The following is a 19,417-nucleotide window of genomic DNA, read 5'->3' on the forward strand; positions in this document are numbered from 1 at the left end:
GGCTGGCCGTCGTTCTTCGATGCACGCAATAGCGATGCGGTGGAACTTGTGGCGGACCGGTCGCACGGAATGGTGCGGACGGAGGTGCGGTGCGCTCGGTGCGGGTCGCATCTTGGGCATCTGTTCGAGGGGGGGGGAGGGTACGCGACCCCGACCGATCAGCGGTATTGCATCAACAGCATCTCGCTGCGGCTGACGCCTGACGAGGGTTGACGCGGGACCGCCGGTTCGAGTTCTGAGTGGAGCCTCAGCGTGTTCACGCTGAGGCCGCTGGTGGTCGTTCACAGTGCGACGATCACGTTCATGGCGACGTCTTCCACGAACACGGTGGCCCACCATGCGGACGGCGGCCGACCTCTTCCTCGACTCGCTCGGCAACCCGAACACGGTCCGCGTACCTACGGGATCTCGGTGGGCAAGACTGCGCTGCGACTCGGCGAGCGCCGCCCGCTCGGCTCGGTCACGGACGACGAAGTGGGGGAAGCCCTCGAACTGCTCTGGGGCACCGCAGCGGTAAACACCTGGAACTCCCGCCGAGCATCGGTGCTGTCCTGGCTGGCGTGGTGCCGCGAGCGCGGCTACGAGTGTCCGGTGGCCCCGGCCTGGGCCAAGCGGCTAGGGGTGCCGAACTCCGAGACCCCGGCCCGCTCGCGCATGGCCATCGACCGGCTGATCGCGCGGCGCGACGGGTCCATCGGAATGGAGGGGCAGCTTGAGCAGCTTCAGCAGCCAGACCGTGATTGCAGTTCTGGGCATCAGCGGCACCCTCGCAGCCGCCCTGCTCACACAGCGCAGTGCCAACCGTGCCAGGGAGCGGCGCACGTGCTGCACCACCCTCAACGCCGATACCCGTGACCTCGCCAACGTGATGACGAAGGCCCTCCACGCCCTGGAGAGGAGTGAGGCGACCGAGGACCTACGGTCGGATCTGGACCGGGCGCGTCGTGACCACCGCTTGCGCCACGCCGAGGCCCAGATGATGCTCCCCGACCCCGTGATGGCGACGGCCAGCACGGCGAACCGTCATCTTGGCGATCTGTACGGGCTGTTGATGCGGCTCGACAGAGGTTCTGCTGAGCAGGGTCAGAACCTGGAAACCGCCCGGGAGAGCATGAACGCGCTTTGGGATGCATTGAGGACAATGCGACACGTCATGCGTGTCGACCTCGGGATCACGGCGCCCGCCCAGGACCCGTAGGGGCCTGCGCTTCAGCGCGAACCCGACGGTGACCTTCCAGCTCATCACCGTGATGGACAGCGGAGAGATCGAACTGCGGAGCCGGACAGCACAGGGTGAATCCGCCCGCGGAACACGCACCTGTCGAGCAGGCCTGGCTCGGGTCCGGGCTGGGCGCCCGCGCCGAGCTGGAAGGACGCCAGCGCCCCGTCCCGGCTGGAGCGACAGAACGTGGAGCTGTCGTCGAACCTGGAGGAACGGGACGCCGAGTTGGAGGCGGCGCGGGCCGCCGACCGTGAGCTCACCAGGGCCCTGAACCATCGAGGGTGGCTACAGACCGGTGTCGAGTACAACTGCACTACCCTGAAAGGCCATTCGGGCGAGGGGGGAAACCGTGTCACAGGAGCCGTGGGCTGAGCTGGGAGAGACCGTAGCCGCCATCCGCACGGAGTTGCAGCAGGCCATGGATGAGGGCAGCGGCAAGGCACTGAGGTTCCGTACCGGACCGGTGGAGCTGGAGTTCACCGTGGAGGTCCGCAAGGAGGGCGAGGCCGGAACGAAGATTTTCGTGCTGCCGTGGTCCGCTCAGGCCAGCGGTGCAGCCAGCGTGAGCCGGGTCCACACCATCAGGCTCACCTTGCAGCCCATTGACGCCGAAGGCGAGGACGCCCACGTCTCCGGCGACGCCGTGCAGCGCCCGTCCTGATCACGGGCGCTGACGAGCCATGGGAATGGAGGCGGAGGCTCTGCTGCGGGTCGTCGAGGTGTGGGTCCCTGCCCCCCCCGGCGGGTGGGCAGCGGCTACCTGCTGACGGACCGCCTCGTGCTGACCGCCTACCACGTGGTGCGGGACCTGCCGCCTAACACGCCGGTGGAGGTTCGGCCGCTGGACCGGCATGCGCGCCACCGCTGGCTGGTGTCGCGGGTCTGCTGGCCGACCGCTCCTGTGGACCTCGATCGTTTCCCCGAACAGGACGTGGCACTGCTCGTCATCGAGGAACCCGCCTGGAGGGAGGAGGGACTGCCGGGCCGGATGCGCTTCGGTGAGGTCACCGGCCAGGAGCGGGTGCCCTGCCAGGGCATCGGATTCCCGGACGCGGAAGCACGCCCCGGCAACCTGCGCGACACCATGGTCGTACGCGGCAGCGCCGACCCCCTGCAGGCGGTCAAGTCCCGGCTGATGACCGTCCACGTCGACGAGGGCATCGTGCCCCGGCAGCTGGCCGGCGGATCGGGCTGGGCTGGCGCATCCGGCACCGCCCTGTTCTGCGGCCTGCTGCTCATCGGCGTACTGGTGACCGATCGTGCCGTCTCGGTCGATGCGAGTGTCCTGGCCGCGGTGCCCATCACCACTCCGGCGGGGCTGCCGGGATTCCGCGCCGCACTCGCTGCACAGGGTCTGCGCGACCTGGTGATCGAACCCGCGCCAGTGCCCGACACTGAGCGGCTGCTGGCCCCATACCTGGCGGCCGTTGCCAGGGCCGTCCGTGAACATCCCTACCCCGGAGCCCTGCCTGATCGGACAGTCAGCCGCCTTCCACCGCTTGCCGACGTCTACTTGCGCCAGGACTTGCGCACCCACCGTCGGTCGGATCACCCGCCGTTGGACGCGGACCGGTCTGTGGATGAGGCTGTGTTGGCGGACACGCTGTCGCCGGACGACGTGCTCGTGCAGCCGCACCATGGAATCGTCGTGGCTGGCCCCGGGGGTGGCAAGTCAAGCCTGCTACGCACTTGGACGGCCGAATTGGCCCGCCGTGTAGTGCAGGGGGCCTCAGCCCAGATCCCGGTGCTCGTCCAGGCCGCGTTGCTGACCCCCGCACCCGGGACGAAGGGGGTCCCGTTTCCGGAGGTGCTGGCCACCGCGGTCACGGACGAGCTTTCTCCCCACGGACCCAACGAAACTCTGACGCCCCATTTCTTTCGGACCCCGCCCCAACACGCGGCCCGTTGGCTCGTCCTGGTGGACGGCCTGGACGAAGTGACCGCCGAGTATCCGAGAAGCAGACTGATGAATACCCTGGCGGCCCAGGATCCTCAGGTGTACCGATTCGTGGTGGCCACCCGTCCGGCGCCGGAGAGCGAGCTAGCCGCTCTCGGCGCGGACGTGTCCCGCTACACGTTGCAGCCCTTCTCCTCGTCGGATCTGCGCACCGTAGCCCGACCCTGGTTCGCAGCCTTGCCCGAATCCTGTCGGGATCCGGAACGGGTCACCGAGGACTTCCTGCGCGCCCTCGACCGCGCACGGCTGCGGGGCCCTGCCGCCGTCCCGCTGATGGCCGCCATGCTGTGCCAGGTCTATGCCGAGAACCCCCGGCAGGCCCTGCCCGAGAGCCGCGGCGCCCTGTATGACCGCTTTCTTCTGCTGCTCCGCGAGCACCATGATTCCGCCGGCTCAGGTGGTCTGGGCGCCCAGACCGTTGCCTACATGGCCAGCCGGCGTGAGGTGGTCCAGAGGGCCGCCAACCATGTCGCGGAGAAGCTGCCCGACCTGCTGGAGCACCTTGCCGCCACTCGCCAGGCGGGCAGTACCGCGCTCGCGCTGGATATCGTCGCCGCCCACCCCGACGCCTGCCTTTCCTCCGACGTCGCCCGGCATGTCCCCCCCCCGACACCTGGCGCCGGTTTTTGGACGCTACCTTGCGCCGCAGCGGCCTGCTCAGCGCCATCGCCGGGGACCTGGTCTTCCCGCATCAGACCTTCGAGGAGCACCTCGCCGCCCGCCACGCCGCGCATGATCCCAGGACATTTCGCGAGCTTCTGCACCGCCCCGGGAGATACGGGCCCCGCAGTGACGCACAGGGCGTCCGACCGCGAGTCTGGTTCCGCCGGTACTGGAAGGCTCCGTACGGAGACGACTCCTACGTCGGCTTCCTGCTCGACGTTGCACTCCAGAAGGACCCCGACACCTGCATTCTCTATCTGAGCCGACTGGCGTCGCAGCGTGCGGGAACGTTGGGGTACAGATTCATCGCCGACCAGGCTCGCTTGGGCACCGGCATACCAGAGGAACTCGTTCGGCGAGCCGCCGCACGTCATTCCGACTACTACGCCGATCGCGCCAACGACCGCTCGTCTCCAGACTGGGCCAGATTGAGGGATACCGACTATCTTGCGAGGATCGATGGGCCCCGAGCCGCTCGCCTCTACGCCTCATTCGCCCTGAACACATCGGTTCAGCGCGAGGACAGGGTGATATCGGCCGCAGCGCTGGCAGGTGTCGGAGGACCGGACTGCGACGACGTGTACGCCGCCTTCGCGATAGACGACATGGTGTCGCCGAGTGGGCGCTTGGCGGTCTTGAAGGCACTGGCCCCGGGTACCGGGTCCCGTGCTGGCGACCTGTCCCTAGCTCACGCTGCGGACAGCACCCTTGACGACCTTCAACGGCGCTACGCCGTGGAGGCACTTGAGCTGTTGGGCGATCCGCGCGTCGCCCAGCTGTGCCATGACTTCGCCACCGACACTGGCATGCCGGTACACGTCCGGGTCAGGGCCTGCGCAGCGCTCGCCGGTCTCGGCGCCCCCCGGGCCAGCGAACTGTGCCACAGCTTCGCCGCCGATCACAGCCATGACATCCTCGACCGGTTGGACGCCGCCGGGGCGCTCGTGGGACTGGGAGACCCACGCGGCGCCGATCACTGCTACGGCGTTGCCGTCGACACCGGCGTGGAGGACTGGATCCGCTCCTACGCGGTGGGCCGCATGGCGGAGGGGACAGATCCTCATAGCGCCGACCGCCTCGACGGCCTAATACGAGATTTACACGGCGCCAATTCTTGGCGATAGAGTGATTTGCCGCGCGTAAAGATTAATCCCGGCAACTTCGACAGAGACTTCATCCCCAACCCGATATTCCGCGCGACTGGCGACTATCGCGGACTGCGGGATCAGCCCATCCATCCCTTCCGGCAGTGATACATGCACTCCAACGGGTGTCAACATTGCTACGCTCCCAACGACAAGTTTTCCAAAATTTTCGTGTGCAAAGTTTTTAAGAGGATCTTCCTCTAGACCCTTGACGGAAAGGAGTACTTGATCTTGCGCAGGGCTATGGCCGATAACTAGGGCATTCACCTCTTGCCCCTCGCGCATCACTTCCGAGATTTTCGCGTATCTCATCCACGTAATCTCGGAAGGATTCACAAATCCTGTACGACCCCCAATATCTACGAAAACGCCGAAGTCTGCGACATGGGAGACGACTCCCTTGCAGACATCGCCCTCCTTGAACCTCTGCTCCGTCGGCCAGCTTGCCATGTACGCCTCACAATTCAATCTCGGTACACCTTGAGAACGCCTCGCGAGCGCGGGTGGACGTGCTCCGTATTTCACTGACGTCCACCCACGCTCACTACACCAGCCAGGCCCTCAGTCTTGCCAACTGTAGCCATTGTGGTAGTTTGTCCAATTCGATTCATCAATGAATGAATTGAACCTAGGAATTTCCGCTTGCGGGATTATCCATTCAAATTCGATGGCGCCTCTGCTGTTCTCGTGAGGGGTGCGGTACGTCTCTGGAGGAAAAGCCTTCTTGAATCCGGGCCTCATTTTATACTCCCAGTATCCGTCTTCGAAGATTCCTTCCTTAGCGTACTGTTGGGCCACACCCGCCGATTCGCCAAGGAAGGCTAGCCCTGGCTCGGTGCGGTATTTTGTTTTGGTGGGTGGATGATTCTCTGGTCGCGGCCCATGACGTTCCGCCTCTTTATTCCCCTTATGTGGAGCACGATATAGATAGAAGATCTCCTCGTCATCGTCCTGATCGATCTTGGGTTGTCTGGGAACGAGTCTCGCTTCAGGCCCGTCACCGAAAAGCTGATCAATTGCCGAGTCGATGGGATCTTCGAATCCGAGAATTTGCGACGCTAGGCCAATTCCCGCACCAACCGGATTCCGCTTAGCTCCTACCTTAACGCCCCACTTGAGGAGTTCAGTCGCAGCGCCGCCTACCCCTCCCCTCAGGACAGGCGCCGGGCTTGGCCCCGTCTTGAATACAACCGTCGCTGAGGTGCGTCCTCCGCCGGTGCTGACGGTGGTGGTCATCGTGCCAGTTCCGGTGACGCCGCTCGCCGTCGTGTACTGGAATGACTGGGTGTAGATCTTCGTCGAGTGGTAGACGTAGGTCCCGTTGGGGCCCATGGTCATGTAGTCGCGGTAGGTGCCGCCCTTACCGTCGCTGCATCCGCGTTCGCATTCCGTTATCGGCCTTAGGCCGGTGGGGTCGGACTTGGTGACGGGGGTGTTGTTGGCGTAGGCGTAGCCGTTGAGGGATTCGTGGTCCTCGGGGGCGAGCACGGGGTCGACGGAGAGGAATCGTCCGGTGGCCGGGTCGTACTCGCGGGCGCCGATGTGTGTGAGTCCGGTGTCGGCGTCGGCGGGTTTGCCGAGGAAGCCCTTGTCGTCGGGCCAGGTCGGCGGTGTCGTTCCGCGGGCCTCGCCGAAGGGCTTGGTGTAGCGGCGGGTGATGGCCTGGGTGGTGGCGTCGACTGTCATCGAGGCGGTGCCGTGGTGGTCGTCGACCATCCAGGACAGGCCGGTCTCCTTGCGGATGGCCGTGGCGTCGCCAGCCGCGTAGTAGCGCTGGGCGGTGAACTTGCTGGCGGCGGTGTCGTAGTGGAGTTCCTGGCCAGCCAGGTAGAGGACGGTCTTGCCCGGGCTGCGGCGGATCAGGAGGTCGCCGTTGGCGTCGTAGAGGTAGTCGGTGGTCTTGCTGCCTTCGGTGAGGCGGCTTAGTTCGCCTTCGATGTCCCAGACGAGGTCCTGTGCGGTGCCGGTGGGGCCGTAGCGCTTGGTGGTGTTGCCCTGCTCGTCGTAGGTGTGCGTCTTGGCGGTACCGCCGTTGACGGCCAGCGAGGTCAGGGTGTGGGGCTGGCCCGCGCCATTGGCGTCGACGACGGGGTAGCGGTAGGCGGTCGTCGTGTCACCGGTCGACTTGTGCTCGACCTGGGTGTCGCGCAGGCCGCCGGGCTTGTACGTCCAGCTGGTCCAGTACGGCGCCGGGCCGCCGAGGGCGGACGCCGATCGGGCGGTAGCACAGTCGTTGGAGGACGGGGTCCATGCCTCTGCCAGGCGGCGGTAGCCGTCGTGGGCGAAGCACTGGGTGTCTTTGCCGTTCGCCTTGTCTGTGATCGACTTGACGTTGCCGGTGACGTCGTAGCCGTAGTCGACGTCGCTGGTGTTGCCGGTGTTGGTCTGGTCGACGGTGTGGGTGTTGGCCAGACGGCGGGTGCCGTCCTCGTAGCGGTTGAGGATCTGGAGCTGCTTGGCGCCGGTGGAGGTGCCCAGGCGGGTCTCTTCGATCTCGCCGTAGGGGGAATAGCCGATGTTCTGGACGTAGTCGGTCATGCCGTCGGTGCCGGTGAGCATGCCGAGGCTGTTATAGCTGTTGGTCACGGTCTCGGCGGGCAGGCCAGCCACCGCGGGCATCGAGGTGGACTGGACGGTGCCGTCGATGTTGTAGGCGATGGAGGTGGTGAACGTCTGCGGCGCGCCGGCGATGACCAGGGCGTCGCTGGCGGCGATGACGGTTTTGGTGCCCTGGGGGCGGCCGAGTGCGTCGTAGCCTGTGACGACCTGGGAGTAGATCTTGCCGGTGGTGCCGCCGACGTACCGGATCGAGGCCGTTGGGAGGCCCTTGGCCGGGGTGTCGAAGGTGAATTTGGTCAGGCGGTGAGCGTCGTCCTTCACCCCGTCCCACGTGCCGATCTTACGACCCAACTCGTCGTAGTCTGTGATCAGAGTGCGTGGAACCTTGTTCAACGTTGACGTCACACTGATGGGCTGATCGAAGTCGTTGTAGCCGGTTGTGACCGTGCCTTTGTCGGGGTCGGTGAAGGTGGTCTGGCGACCGCGCAAGTCATAGCCGTATGTCCAGACCGCGTTGTCCGGGCCGGTCATCTTCTGGAGCTTGCCGCCGGGAGTGTACTCGTACTGGGTGCGGGTGTAGTCGGTGCCGGTCGGCGCGGGGCCGCCGTACTCACGGCGCTCCGTGACCCGACCACGGACGTCGACGACCGTGAGAGTGCCAGTGCCACCTGCTGCGGCGGTGACGGCCGTACGGTCGCCCTGATTGTCGGTCTTGGTGCGCCACTTCTCCTGGTCGTAGACCCGGAAGATTGATTCGGTGGCGCGGCCAGCGGCGTCGAACACCGCTTCGGTGGAGGCGGGGACGGAGCCGGGGAAGGTGTTGGCCAGGGTGCCGGAGGGAGCGACGTTGTCGTGGACCTGGCTGTTGGTGATGTAGGCGAGGCCGCGGTCGTCGTAGAGGGTTTCAGAGATTACCCGACCGCCGTTGGGCGCGGGAGCCTGCTTCTGGCGGGAGCGCAGCAGCCCGTCGAAAATTTCGTAGGAGCTGGTGTAGGTCTGTCCGTCAGCCTTGAGCGTGTTGGTGCGGACCCAGGTCTCTTTGTCGTCGTTGATGCTGTAGGCGTAGACGGTGCTCGCGGCGTCGCCGAGGGTGCGGGATCGGTCCGGATCCCAGGTCGAGACCAGGCGGCCGAGCGCGTCGAAAGCCCACTCGCTGACGTTGTTGTTGGCGTTTGTGGCCTTGGTAGCCGTACCCCAGGCCGGGTCCACCACAGTTGTGAGGGTGTACAGCTTGGGGTCGATGGTGGTCTTGGACGTCAGCGGGCCGTAGCCGGTGTCGTCGGGAACGTAGGTGGTCTTGACCGTGTTGTTGAGAGCGTCAGTGTCGCTGAGCGGGCGGCCCAGGGCGTCGTAAGTGGAGCCGGTGACCTTCTGGTAGACGGGCGTCTTGTTGACTGTGTCGTAGCTGGAGACCCGGTAGGAGGCGGTGGTGTTCCCCTGCGTGGGTGCCACCCCGACTGCTTGGCTGTCATAGGCCGTGGTGACGTCGGAGAGGACGTCTGCAGGAACCGCCGGAGTGGTGGCGCAGGCGACGGAGTAGGACTCGACGCGGCTGACCTTGTTCACGATCCAGGCCGAGGTGTTGCGGGCGTACGAGGTTCGCGTGCAGATCTCGTCACCGGTCTTGGCGGTGTCGCCGCTGTCCTCCACGGTGAGCGGCATGCCATACGTGGTGTCGTACGTGGTCTTCTGCTTGACGGTGCGGGTGCCGGTGGAGATCTTGTTGCGGGTTTCGGTTTCGCTTGCTTGGACGATCCAGGAGTCGGTGGTGCCCCAGTTGTAGGTGTGGTTGCCGGTCTTGTGGGACCAGGGAGTGTTGATGGTGCCGCTGAGTTCTTCGGAGCCGTTGTAGACGATGGTCTCGCGGACGAAGCCAGCGTACTGGCGGGAGTCGTCAATGGCGGTGCCGGTGGAGTCGGTGACCTTCTCCACGCGGGTGGTGCCGTCGAGTTCCTTCTCGCCGTTCAGGCCGCGCATGTAGAGCGTGGACTTCTTGCTCCGCGGACCCTCGGAGTCACCGGAGGTTTCTACGACCTTGCCGTAGCCGCGCCACTGCGACCAGGTGCGGTTGGAGGTCTTGGTCAGGCCTTCGTCGTCGGCGTAGGCCCAGCCGGCGCCGCCCTGGTAGTCGTAGTACTTCTCGCCTGTGTCGCCGTGGCCGTAAGGGTCGTCTTGGAAGACGGAGGTGACGACGTACTTGTGGAACCAGTCGGTGACCGGGGTCGCGCCGGACTGGGACCACTTGACGGGGAAGCAGCGGCGGGTGTTCTTGTCGATGTCCGCCGGCATGCTGGTGCCCCAGATGCAGTCGGGGTCGGAGTAGTTGGCGGTGAGGGTCGAGCCGGTCTCGGACTTGATGGTGCGTACGCGCCACTTGATATAACGCAGGGTGTCCGGGGTGCTGCCTTCGACGTGGTTGGGCATCTGGATGCCGCCGAAGACAACTGGCGGCATCTGCGCCGTGGTGGTGTTGGCCTTGCCGATGTTCTGGATGGACTTCAGCCACAGGCTGGCGGAGGAGGCGTCGCCGTTGTCGGGGAAGCTCTGTTCGAGGTGCCAGGTGTCGACGTCGCGCTGGGTGGTGGCGGTGCCGGTCCACACGGAGGTGGTGATATCGGTCAGGCGCTTGCGGGTGAAGAAGGATGGTCCGATCTGGGTGGTGCACTTGGTGCCGGACGCGCAGATCATGTCGAAGGGCACGTCGGGCCAGTTGGCTTTGGTGTCCTTGGTTAGGCTGGAGCAGCCGCCGGAGACGACGCAGCGCTCGGCGTAGGTGAAGCGGACCTGCTGGGCGGCGGGCTTGGAGTAGATCAGGTCGCTGCGCAGGCCGTAGTCGATGCGGTTGAGGTACCCGCCGCGGGTGTAGCCGGTGCCGTTGACGGTGGTGTCGGCGTTCTTGGAGTAGTAGTTCGTCTCCTTGCTGTACCAGTAGGTGGAGGCGTTGCCGTGGGGGTCGACGACGTAGTCGAGGTTCCAGCGCCAGGCCTGGTTGCAGGAGGAGTCGGCGAAGCCGGTGGAGTTGTAGCAGGGCTCGCCGGAGTCGTCGCCGAAAACGGGGGCGGTCCATACGGAGTTGGTGACCGGGTCGTCGTCGGCGGTGCCGTTGTCGCTCCAGCCGGGCATCCGTTGCTTGCCGAAGAAGTACTGGATGCCGGAGGCGTCCGTGACCTTCCAGTATTCGGTGTTGTCGTCGCCGTTGCCGGTGGCGCCGGTCAGGTGCTCGACGCGAGTGCCGTCCTCGTTCTTCATTTTCCACGAGCCGCCGGACGCCTGCGAGAGGGCTGCGCTGTCGCAGGCTGCCTTGTCGGCACAGGCGTTGACCAGTTCTACGGCCTTGCCGTTGAGGACCAGGGTGGCGTTGGCGTACTTCCAGCACAGGTCGCCCTTGCCGGACTGGCCGTCGTCTTTGCAGGAGCCGTACTTGCGCTCGATGTAGGACTCGGTGATCGAGAAGCCTTCGCCGATGACGGAGGTCTGGTTGTTCTCCCCGGCCGTGCGGCCGTCCACAGAGGCGGAGTTGTAGGAGATCGACAGGTTCGGGGACGGGCCGGCCGTGGCCGGGGGAACCCGCAGCGGGTAGTTCCAGGTGAAGTCGCCTGTGCTTCCCCCGGCCTCCCAGGTGGCGGTCGGTGACAGCGGGGTGGCGGCGTAGTCGCCCCCGCCGCCGGAGCTGTCGGCAGCCGCCGCGAAGAGCACCGGGGTGCCCGCGCTCACTGCGCTGGCGGGGAGGGTGCCGGTCAGGGTCTGCGTCGCAGTGGCGTTGTCGGCTCCTACCACCGGGGTCTGAGTGCGGCAGGATTTCTTCTGCGGGGTGGTCAGCGCGCACGCCGGGAGGGTAACCAGGCGCAGTCGCGGGCCGAAGTTGCCGCCGTATACGTCACTGAAGGAGGAGTAGTCCAGGGAGACTCGGAGTTTGTCGCTGTCATCGGCGGAGCCGCTGGATGATGCTCGCGCCGGGTCGAGGGTGAGCAGGATGCCGTTGACGCCCGCCTTCTTCGCGGCTGTCTGGGAGTGGACGCTGAGTGCCACTTCTTCGGCCGGGCCGGTTGCCTTGGCCTTCTTCTTGTTCTTCGCTGACTTGGCTGCCGAGGCGGCGGGCTCCTGAGCGAGCTCGATGCCGAGCCCGCCGACGGGGACAGCGACCTGACCGGTCGCCGCGACCTTGACCGTGGCCTTCCCCGCCTTCGGCCACGTGGCCTTCTTCAGCCGATCGATGGTCTTGCGGGAGGCCGGTGCGGCTTTGTCCTTCGGTGCCTTGGACGTGCCGGGCTTGAGCACCCCTACCTTGTCGATCTTTGCGTGGGGCCGGTCCTCCAGCGGTTTGCGGGTCGCCGAGGCTTGAGCCTGGGCGGCGAAGTCGTAGCCCGAGGGAACCACGACCTGCGGCAGGACGGCGAGCGAGACGGCCAACGCGCCGCGGCCGAACCAGCGGCGTACGACCGCCCCTGGCAGGCGTCTGCGGAAGGGTACTGAAGACACAGTGATATCCAGATCCTTGGAGTGGGGGAAGTATCGACGGGCAGGTGGGAGTGCGGCGGGCAGGGCGGGTCACAGAGACCCGCCCTGCCGTGCGAAGCCGCTACTGCTGCTCGGTGTTGCGTCGGTTGGCGATGGTGTCGGTGGAGGTGGCTCCGGCCCAGACGCGGACGCTGTCGATCCGTCCGGGGAAATAGCGTGCGGCTGCCCCGTTGATCTTTGCCCGGCCGATCTCGAACACGCCGCCGCCCTGCCAGGGGGCGGAGTACGGCACGCCGTCCTCGTCACCCATCTGAGCGCTGTCGACATAGAGCTTGAGCCCGCCGAGCTTGGAGGTGTCCTCGGGGACGGCTTCCGCCTGGGCGTCGTAGACAACCGTCAGCATGACCGGGACGCCCAGTTGGGCCGTGGTGGAGGCAGAGGCCTCACTCTCGGTCCAGACGGCACCGGTACCGTCCTTGTTCGGGCGGCCGAACTTCCACCGTCCCTGGGTGCTACCGGCCGGCTGCTCGTACCAGACGCCCCAAGAGGACTGGCTCGTCCCGGACTGGCCGAACACCTGCACCGCGTACGACTTGCTGGTGTCGGCGAGCTTGGCCGGGTCCAGCGTCACCCAGGCGGTCGCGGTGAACGAACCGGAGTCGTCGACGACCGGGCCGGTGGCGCCGGCGTAGGCGCTGGTGCCGTTCAAGGTCATCGTCTGCCGGGTGGTGACCTCTTCGCCGAGGTCCGGGTCCCCGGTGGTGTATTGGGTGAGTGCGGCCCCGTTGAGGGTGAGGTTCCGGCCGAAGCCGCTGGTGTCCTTGACCGTGGTGCCGGTCGCGTTGGCCATGTCGGTGGCGTCCCACTTGGCGACGAGCGCCGGGACCGGGTCCCCGGAGGTGCCGTCGGACAGATCTTCGTCCTCCAGCCAGGCGTCATGGGCGACCTCGGTGTCCGCGAGCGCGCGCGACCAGACCTTCACCTCGTCGATCGTGCCGGCGAAGTTCTCCTTACCGGTCGCAGACGCCCACAGCCGCCCGACCTGCAGACCCCCCGACGCCTTCCATGGGGCGACTGGGAACGGTACCGGGTCGCCCTGCGGAATGCCGTTGACGTAGAGCTGCACGGTCTGCGCCGCCGCGTCGTAGATGCCCGCCAGGTGGGTCCAGGCGTTCAGGACCGGGGGCTTGGTGCCGATCGAGCGGGTGATCGCCGGATCGGTGACGTCCGTCTGGTGCCGGTTGAAGACCCAGGCGTTGGAGGCCGTGGAGTAGTACAGCTGGAACCCGGAGGCGTTCGTGCCCGCCTGGGACAGGACGGTGTAGTTGACGTCCTTCTTCGTCAGACGCGCCCAGGCCGAGACGGTGAAGGACTTGGTGGTGTCCAGCACTGCACCGGAGGTGGAGAGGTAGGCGGTCGTGCCGTTGAGCCTCGCCGCCCCGGAGCCGCTGCGGGCCAGAGTGTCCCAGGCCGCCCCCGAGGAGGTCAGCGGGTGCTGGGTGGCCGTAGTGGCGTCGGTGAGGCCGTTGTCCAAATGCCACATCCCCGACGGCAGTTCGGCGCCCAGCACCAGGAAGCTGTAGTAGCCGGTTAGCGAGCTGTGGCTGGCCGCGTCGTAGCCCCAGACCTGAATGGTGTTCTCACCGGCCTGGTTCGGCGTGATCGTCTGTGTGGTGGGCGCGCCCTTGGCGACAGGGATCGGAGGCGAGAGCGCGCCGCTGTTCAGCTTCCACCGGTAGCTGACCACGTCCGACTGGATGCCCGCCTTGGTGGCGTCGGTGTCCGCGGGGGTGAAGGTGAACCTGCCCGGCGTGCCCACACCGCCCGCGGCGGGCTCGGTCTCGGCAGGTCCGTAGACGCCGTCCTCGCTGGACACCACCGGAGGCGGCGGCGAATCGGTGTCGACCCGGAAGTAGCACCAGGACGACCAATCCGAGTCCAGCACCCCCGTGGCACCTCGGTCCGTCATGTAGTAAGCCTGCGTCCTGACCCGCATCTTGTAGTCCGTCTGCGCGGGCAGCGCACTGGAGGACGCGCTGCGGACGGCGTTGTCGGCCACCCAGGCGCCGTCCGGTGAGGCCGCGGACCAGGTGCGGCTGGAGGCACCGACCTTCCACACCTCGAACAGGGCGCGCAGCTGGGACTGACTGCCATCCGCGGACTGCACCGTCGCCAGCATCTTCGGGGTGGTGTCGCTGGTCGCAAAGGGCAGCGTGGAGGCGTTGCAGGCACGCCCCGTGGTGCCCTGCTGGACCCCATACGTAGTGGGCTTGCCCGGGTAGGAGACGTAGGTGACCGACAGCTTGGCGTCGTTACGGAACCGCGCCCAGGCACCGGCGTCGGACTCGTCGTGCGCGGTCAGAGAGAAGGTGATCTGCGCCGACTTGTTCGCGGCGTGGGACGCCAGCGTCGTCGTCAGGTTCTCGTTCGTCTCCTCGCCAACGTTGTCACTGAAGCGCACCCAGTTCGCCGGCTGCGACGGACTGCACAGGCTGCCCCGGCCGTAGGCCACGTTCCGGTCGCCCATCAGATCGTCCGCGGTGGGACGGGTCGACCACGTGGTGCTGGAGGAGATCCCCTTGTCCACATGGCTCAGGTCGTACCAGTGCGGGTCGCAGGAGAACGTCCACAGTTGGTACACCTCCATCGTCGCGTCCAGGATCTTCTTGCCGTGGATCGACGAGAGCGGGTACTCGAAGTACAAGCGCTGGGTGTACGGGGTGTTCGAGCACAGGTAGCCCGCGTAGTTGGAGCAGCGCCCTACGCCCTTGTCCCCGTCGAACTCCCAGAACTTGTCGCCGTCCGAGGACAGCGCCGTCCAGTCGCCCAGCACGATGCCCTTGGTCGGCGGGTCGATGTAGAGCGGGAAGACGGTGTCCTTGCCCTGCAGAAGGGCCGGATCGGGCGTGATCTCCAGGGCGGCGCCGGTGACCTTGAGCGGGACTTCGGCCTTAGCGTCTCCGCTGCCGGGACCCTCGGATGACGTCGGCTCGCCTCCGGCGGCGGGCAATGGAGCAGCTTTCGCTCCTTCTGCCTCATCCTCAACGCCCGTTGACGACGTCGCGCGGGCAAGGCGAGTGGTGGCGGAGGTGATGGTGGCCGGAGTGTCACCGGCCGAGTCCCACATCCGCCCTGCCGGGCTCTCGAAGACCGGGGTGCCATCGCCGTCACGCGCGACGAAACCGCCATCCGCCGTCGGGGAGATATCAAGATCACCGCCGGAGACGGTCATCTTGATCGTCTCAAGCGCCGGATTCTTCGCCGCCTCAGGAGTCTTGACCACGAGCACGGAGGTGTAGCCGGAGCTCAATGCCGTCAGTTTCAGATCGACGTCCGGGAGGACTCCGGCATAGGTGGCGGTGTCGCCCTCGATTCGAGGCTCAGGGAGCGCGGTGGGCCAACCGAGCTCCAGCTCGTGCCCCCCGTCCGCCAGCGTGACCATGCCGTCCCCGCTGCCGCCGCCTGAGAAGGTGAGACCGGCCGTCGTATTCGTCGCCTGCACAGACCCATCGGCCTTGTGTACGAGGGTGGTGTCGATGGGGGCCCAGGTGCCGTCGTCCTTCTGGGCACGGACTGGCGCCGCGTTCATCTCCTGTGTGAAGGTGCCGTCCGGGTTGGCGAAGGTCTGGGATGACTCGGTGGTCGCCGCGTCCACGGCCACCTGGTCACCGGTCTGCGCGGCGAGAGCACTCGCCTTCGACTCCGGAGTGCCGTCAGCCGCTACGGAGGCGGCCCGTTCGTGGGCGGGTGCGGGAGATGCGCCACCCACAACCCCTGAAACCACTCCCCCGAGCAGGCTGACGGCTATCACCCAACTCCTTACCGCCTGCCCCCACTTGTGTCTCCGCTTCTGCGTGAACACCTACACCCCGTCCTCTTACCTTTTCATTACAAAGAAGCTGTGAGGATCATGTGTTGATCGATCACGATGGTCAACGGTGGCGTGCATCACGTTGAGTTCTTCTCGCCTTACCGGTAGTGCGTGCTGACGGATGGGCAACTGAAACCGAAGAGGCTCTCGGGGGAGCGGACGACTTTGTTCCCCTCCGTCTCCACGATCAGCGAGACCAGGCCGGGGCAGCCCCAACTGCCCAGTGGTGCGCGATCCTGCCGTAGGAATCAAGCACGTCGGACCCGCCTTCTGGCAGTAGGCCGCCTCGTAGGGAGGTGGTGATCGGTGAGACGTGATCAGCTTGTCGATCACCGGAGAACTCCGCCTGGGCCATGTGCGCTCGCTCTGCATCAGGTCGTTGCCGCACTGGCCGAGAAGTGTGCATGCACGAAGCACGCCGGCTGGCCGTCGTTCTTCGATGCACGCAATAGCGATGCGGTGGAACTTGTGGCGGACCGGTCGCACGGAATGGTGCGGACGGAGGTGCGGTGCGCTCGGTGCGGGTCGCATCTTGGGCATCTGTTCGAGGGGGGGGGAGGGTATGCGACCCCGACCGATCAGCGGTATTGCATCAACAGCATCTCGCTGCGGCTGACGCCTGACGAGGGTTGACGCGGGACCGCCGGTTCGAGACCTGGGCGGGGCACCGAAAGCATCTGTAGGGTCGCGTGCCGCGTGAGCTGGTGATTTTCGGGACGATGGCTGCGCCGAAGAGCGGGCGGGTCGCAAGGGTGCGTGCGAGTACGGCGGCGATCTCCTACGGGCCGACCGGTGCTGGCGGGGCCTCTTCCACGTCGGTTGCCCACTCCTGCCAGGCGCCCGCCGTCAGCACCAGAAACACCGCCTCGCGGGACTCGAAGTAGCGCAGGACTGCCGCCTTGTGGATGCCGGCCTCGCCTGCGAAGCCGGCGTGTGGGACGAACTGCACGTTGTGTTGCTGGAGAACCTGCGGGTGGCGAAGAAGCTGGACCGGTCGTGGGCGGTGATCGATTCCTCCCGTGTCAGGGCGGCCCGGCGAGGCCCCAAAGCGGACCCAGCCCGGTCGACCGCGCGCGGCCGGGCGCAACGTCGTCACCGACGCCTAGGGCATCCCGCTCTGGCTGTCGCTGACCGGCGGAAACCGCAACGACATCACGCAGTTGCTGCCGCTGCTGGACAAGATCCCGTCGGTGGCGGGTGTCGTCGGCTGGCCCCGACGCAGCCCCGATACCCTGCTCGCCGACCGCACCTACGACCACGACAAGTACCGTCGCCTGCTCCGGCAATGCGGCATCCGCCCGGTCATCGCCGACCGAGGTGTAGAACACGGCTCTGGTCTGGGCACACCCCGCTGGGTGGTCGAGTGCACGATTGCCCGGCTGCACGGCTTCCGGCGTCTGCGGATCCGCTGGGAACGGCGAGCCGACATGTACGAAGCATTCCGCAAACTCGCCTGCTGCCTCATCACCCACCGACAACTCGGCTCACTGAGTAAGCCGTTGTTAGCTGGGACGCAGGTGGGTGCCACGGACAGAGAGTGACGATCCTTCGCGTCTGGCCTGCGGGTCAACTGAGTTCGAACGAGCTAGCTTTGTCGTAGCAGCCGTAGGGTACCTGCGTGAGATCCCAGTGCTTGTCGATCCACATATTCCCGCACTCGCCCTCGTAATTTTGGTCAGCCGAGAACCAAACGTCGCAGTGCGTCCCAGTTCCGATCTGAGTGCTGACGGAACTAATCCTATCATTCCAGCTACTCGGAAGTGACGGATATTGGTAATCCTTGTCCCGTAGCGATGGCGTACAGTCAATCGGAACCGCATAAGTGAGGGTGTCGCCCTGCGAGTTGTAGTTGACCCAGTCATAAAAAGTCACTACAGATACCCCTCTAGCGTTTCCTGCAGATATAGCTGACTGCACGGTGCTGAAATATCCTGAGCTTCCGTCCGGGTAAATTACCCGGTGAATGCCTGCGCTCGTGGTCTGGTCAGTGGCCTGGACGGACGCCACGGAGATGCCAGTTGTGAAAAGGGTCGCCCCAAAAGCGAGCAGGGCAGCGGCGCCGAGCCGCATGGATGAAATCAGCATGTCGCTCAGACTTCCTGTCAAGGTTTGATTGAGAGGGCGTTCATACGTCAGGAAATGAGAGTTCAGATCCATGTCAAACTGACTGAACGAAGCCGTGCAGCGCGAGGTCAAGTGATCTTACTGGTTCACTGCGGAAAGCTTGAGTTATCCGGATCTTGGACTCCCCAAGGTGGATGCATGGTCGAGGGAGGAATCGCGGTGAGGAGAGAGATGTCGGAGGTAGCGGCTATGCCGGTGCATATGCGATCCAAGCCATAGGGGCGCCACTTCAGCCGTGGGTCGATCTCAGGCTCAGACACTGCACCAGCGAAGGCCAGTAGAAAACCGGCCAAGCGCCATCCCTTGTCTGATACTGAGTACCGCGGAACGCCTACTGAGGGATGGCTCGTCGAGCTGGCGCAGGTCCACCTGATATGAAATATCGCAGTGCTTGGCCATACCCAAGTGGGCCCTGCCGAACGACTGCGACCAGGCATGCCAGGAATCTCTTGGGCGGCTCCAGTCCAAATACCTCAGCCGGAATGTTCCGGACGAGAAGGACGAAGAGGGCGCCATGGATAAGGTCCTCTCCTTCCTCGACGAACACGTCTACGTCCAGGGCCAGATCTGCGTGGTAGTCCTGTGCGGAAGCGCCACCTACCAGAACGGCTACGGGGCCGTCGGAGGAGCGATCAACCTTCCTCACCTGAGCCCGGAAAGCGCGGCCAAGAACAACTGGTCCACGTGGCGCATGTTCCGGGAAGGCGTGGGCTGGACCAAGAAACAGGGAATGGGGCTCAACAGCACTGTAGGCTTCAACACGGCCACTCCCGACCACCAAAATGCAGGCAGCATCGGCGTGTGCGCTGCCGACGCGTTGGCTGTATGCGCTGGAGGCGCACCGGCCTCCGAGGGCGACGGGCCCAACGCCTACGCCGGTCTGGGATTTGGCTACGGGCTGACCTTTTCTGGTGGAAGCACGTAGACGTTCGACCTGCGTGACCGCTGACCGGGAGAGGGCATGACGCACAGCTATTACGCGAAAGAAGTCATAGGACCTGACGACGTCACCTTCTCCGATGTGTGGCTCTTGGCCGGGTTCCTGCTCTTCGGGATCGTTGCGGTGGTCTACAACGTCTGGCGTCTCCGGAAGGTCGAGGAACGCAGCTTCAAGCAGGGTTGTGTAGTGGCCTGGGCAGCCACCATCTACCTGGGGCTGACCCTGTACGGCTTCGTCTGGGCTCTGGTCCACGCCATCGACAACAACTAGAAGATCACTGATGTCCGGTCGTTCTGGCCCCGGATCATGCTGCCCGGGGCCAGCCTGCCGAGCACCGGGGGCTGTTTCTGGAGTTGATGTCCACGGGCAGACGACCCTCGTCTGCTGGGCGGCCGCAGCGCGAATTTGCCGACCCTGCCTCGTCAACGGCAGGGTCAGCAAAGGCGGACTCCAGGCTCTCTATCCACGACACCGAGAT

The 19,417-nt window shown here is 65.6% G+C and carries 10 protein-coding genes and 4 pseudogenes; 10 read left to right on the forward strand and 4 right to left on the reverse strand.

The features are described from left to right. The 6 genes and pseudogenes from ACWD5F_RS09920 to ACWD5F_RS09945 form a co-directional block, all read left to right on the forward strand. Positions 1 to 213 (forward strand): annotated as a pseudogene (locus ACWD5F_RS09920) (peptide-methionine (R)-S-oxide reductase); the annotation flags it as partial. Positions 214 to 337: 124 nt separating this feature from the next. Beyond that, positions 338 to 687 (forward strand): annotated as a pseudogene (locus ACWD5F_RS09925) (site-specific integrase); the annotation flags it as partial. 25 nt (positions 688 to 712) lie between these two features. Then, positions 713 to 1,198: a hypothetical protein gene (locus ACWD5F_RS09930; protein ID WP_451252826.1), complete on the forward strand. Its 486-nt coding sequence runs from the start codon at positions 713 to 715 to the stop codon at positions 1,196 to 1,198. A 373-nt stretch (positions 1,199 to 1,571) separates the two neighbouring features. Continuing rightward, positions 1,572 to 1,883 carry a trypco2 family protein gene (locus ACWD5F_RS09935; RefSeq protein WP_451252828.1) on the forward strand — a complete coding sequence of 104 codons (312 nt, stop codon included), beginning with the start codon at positions 1,572 to 1,574 and terminating at the stop codon, positions 1,881 to 1,883. A 117-nt stretch (positions 1,884 to 2,000) separates the two neighbouring features. Then, the gene (locus ACWD5F_RS09940; protein WP_451252830.1) at positions 2,001 to 4,103 is read left to right on the forward strand and encodes an NACHT domain-containing protein; all 2,103 of its coding nucleotides are present in this window, start codon (positions 2,001 to 2,003) and stop codon (positions 4,101 to 4,103) included. 29 nt (positions 4,104 to 4,132) lie between these two features. Continuing rightward, positions 4,133 to 4,966: a hypothetical protein gene (locus ACWD5F_RS09945; protein ID WP_451252832.1), complete on the forward strand. Its 834-nt coding sequence runs from the start codon at positions 4,133 to 4,135 to the stop codon at positions 4,964 to 4,966. Here the strand turns inward: ACWD5F_RS09945 and ACWD5F_RS09950 are convergent. The 3 genes from ACWD5F_RS09950 to ACWD5F_RS09960 all read right to left on the reverse strand — a co-directional run bounded on the left by ACWD5F_RS09950 (position 4,940) and on the right by ACWD5F_RS09960 (position 15,665). Continuing rightward, positions 4,940 to 5,437, reverse strand: a complete 498-nt coding sequence (locus ACWD5F_RS09950; RefSeq protein WP_451252834.1) for a S1 RNA-binding domain-containing protein — start codon at positions 5,435 to 5,437, stop codon at positions 4,940 to 4,942. The two genes, ACWD5F_RS09945 and ACWD5F_RS09950, sit on opposite strands and share 27 nt — an antisense overlap. Positions 5,438 to 5,548: 111 nt before the next feature. Continuing rightward, entirely contained in the window at positions 5,549 to 12,025 is a 6,477-nt protein-coding gene (locus tag ACWD5F_RS09955; RefSeq protein WP_451252836.1) for an RHS repeat-associated core domain-containing protein, read from the reverse strand. A gap of 100 nt (positions 12,026 to 12,125) precedes the next feature. Further along, entirely contained in the window at positions 12,126 to 15,665 is a 3,540-nt protein-coding gene (locus tag ACWD5F_RS09960) for a LamG-like jellyroll fold domain-containing protein (protein WP_451253184.1), read from the reverse strand. Positions 15,666 to 16,289: 624 nt separating this feature from the next. Here ACWD5F_RS09960 and ACWD5F_RS09965 point away from each other — a divergent pair. Then, positions 16,290 to 16,508, forward strand: a pseudogene (locus tag ACWD5F_RS09965) (peptide-methionine (R)-S-oxide reductase); the annotation flags it as partial. Between the two features lie 159 nt (positions 16,509 to 16,667). Beyond that, a pseudogene (locus tag ACWD5F_RS09970) lies at positions 16,668 to 17,416 on the forward strand (IS5 family transposase). Between the two features lie 25 nt (positions 17,417 to 17,441). Here the strand turns inward: ACWD5F_RS09970 and ACWD5F_RS09975 are convergent. Then, on the reverse strand, positions 17,442 to 18,032 hold the full coding sequence (locus tag ACWD5F_RS09975) for a hypothetical protein (RefSeq protein ID WP_451252838.1): 591 nt from the start codon (positions 18,030 to 18,032) through the stop codon (positions 17,442 to 17,444). 358 nt (positions 18,033 to 18,390) lie between these two features. Between ACWD5F_RS09975 and ACWD5F_RS09980 the strand changes: the two genes are divergently transcribed. Beyond that, positions 18,391 to 18,924 (forward strand): hypothetical protein, encoded by a 534-nt coding sequence (locus tag ACWD5F_RS09980; RefSeq protein ID WP_451252839.1) that lies wholly within the window; start codon positions 18,391 to 18,393, stop codon positions 18,922 to 18,924. A gap of 36 nt (positions 18,925 to 18,960) precedes the next feature. Further along, on the forward strand, positions 18,961 to 19,209 hold the full coding sequence (locus tag ACWD5F_RS09985; RefSeq protein ID WP_451252841.1) for a hypothetical protein: 249 nt from the start codon (positions 18,961 to 18,963) through the stop codon (positions 19,207 to 19,209). Positions 19,210 to 19,417: the final 208 nt, after the last annotated feature.

The organism is Streptomyces sp. NPDC002499, from assembly GCF_053595415.1.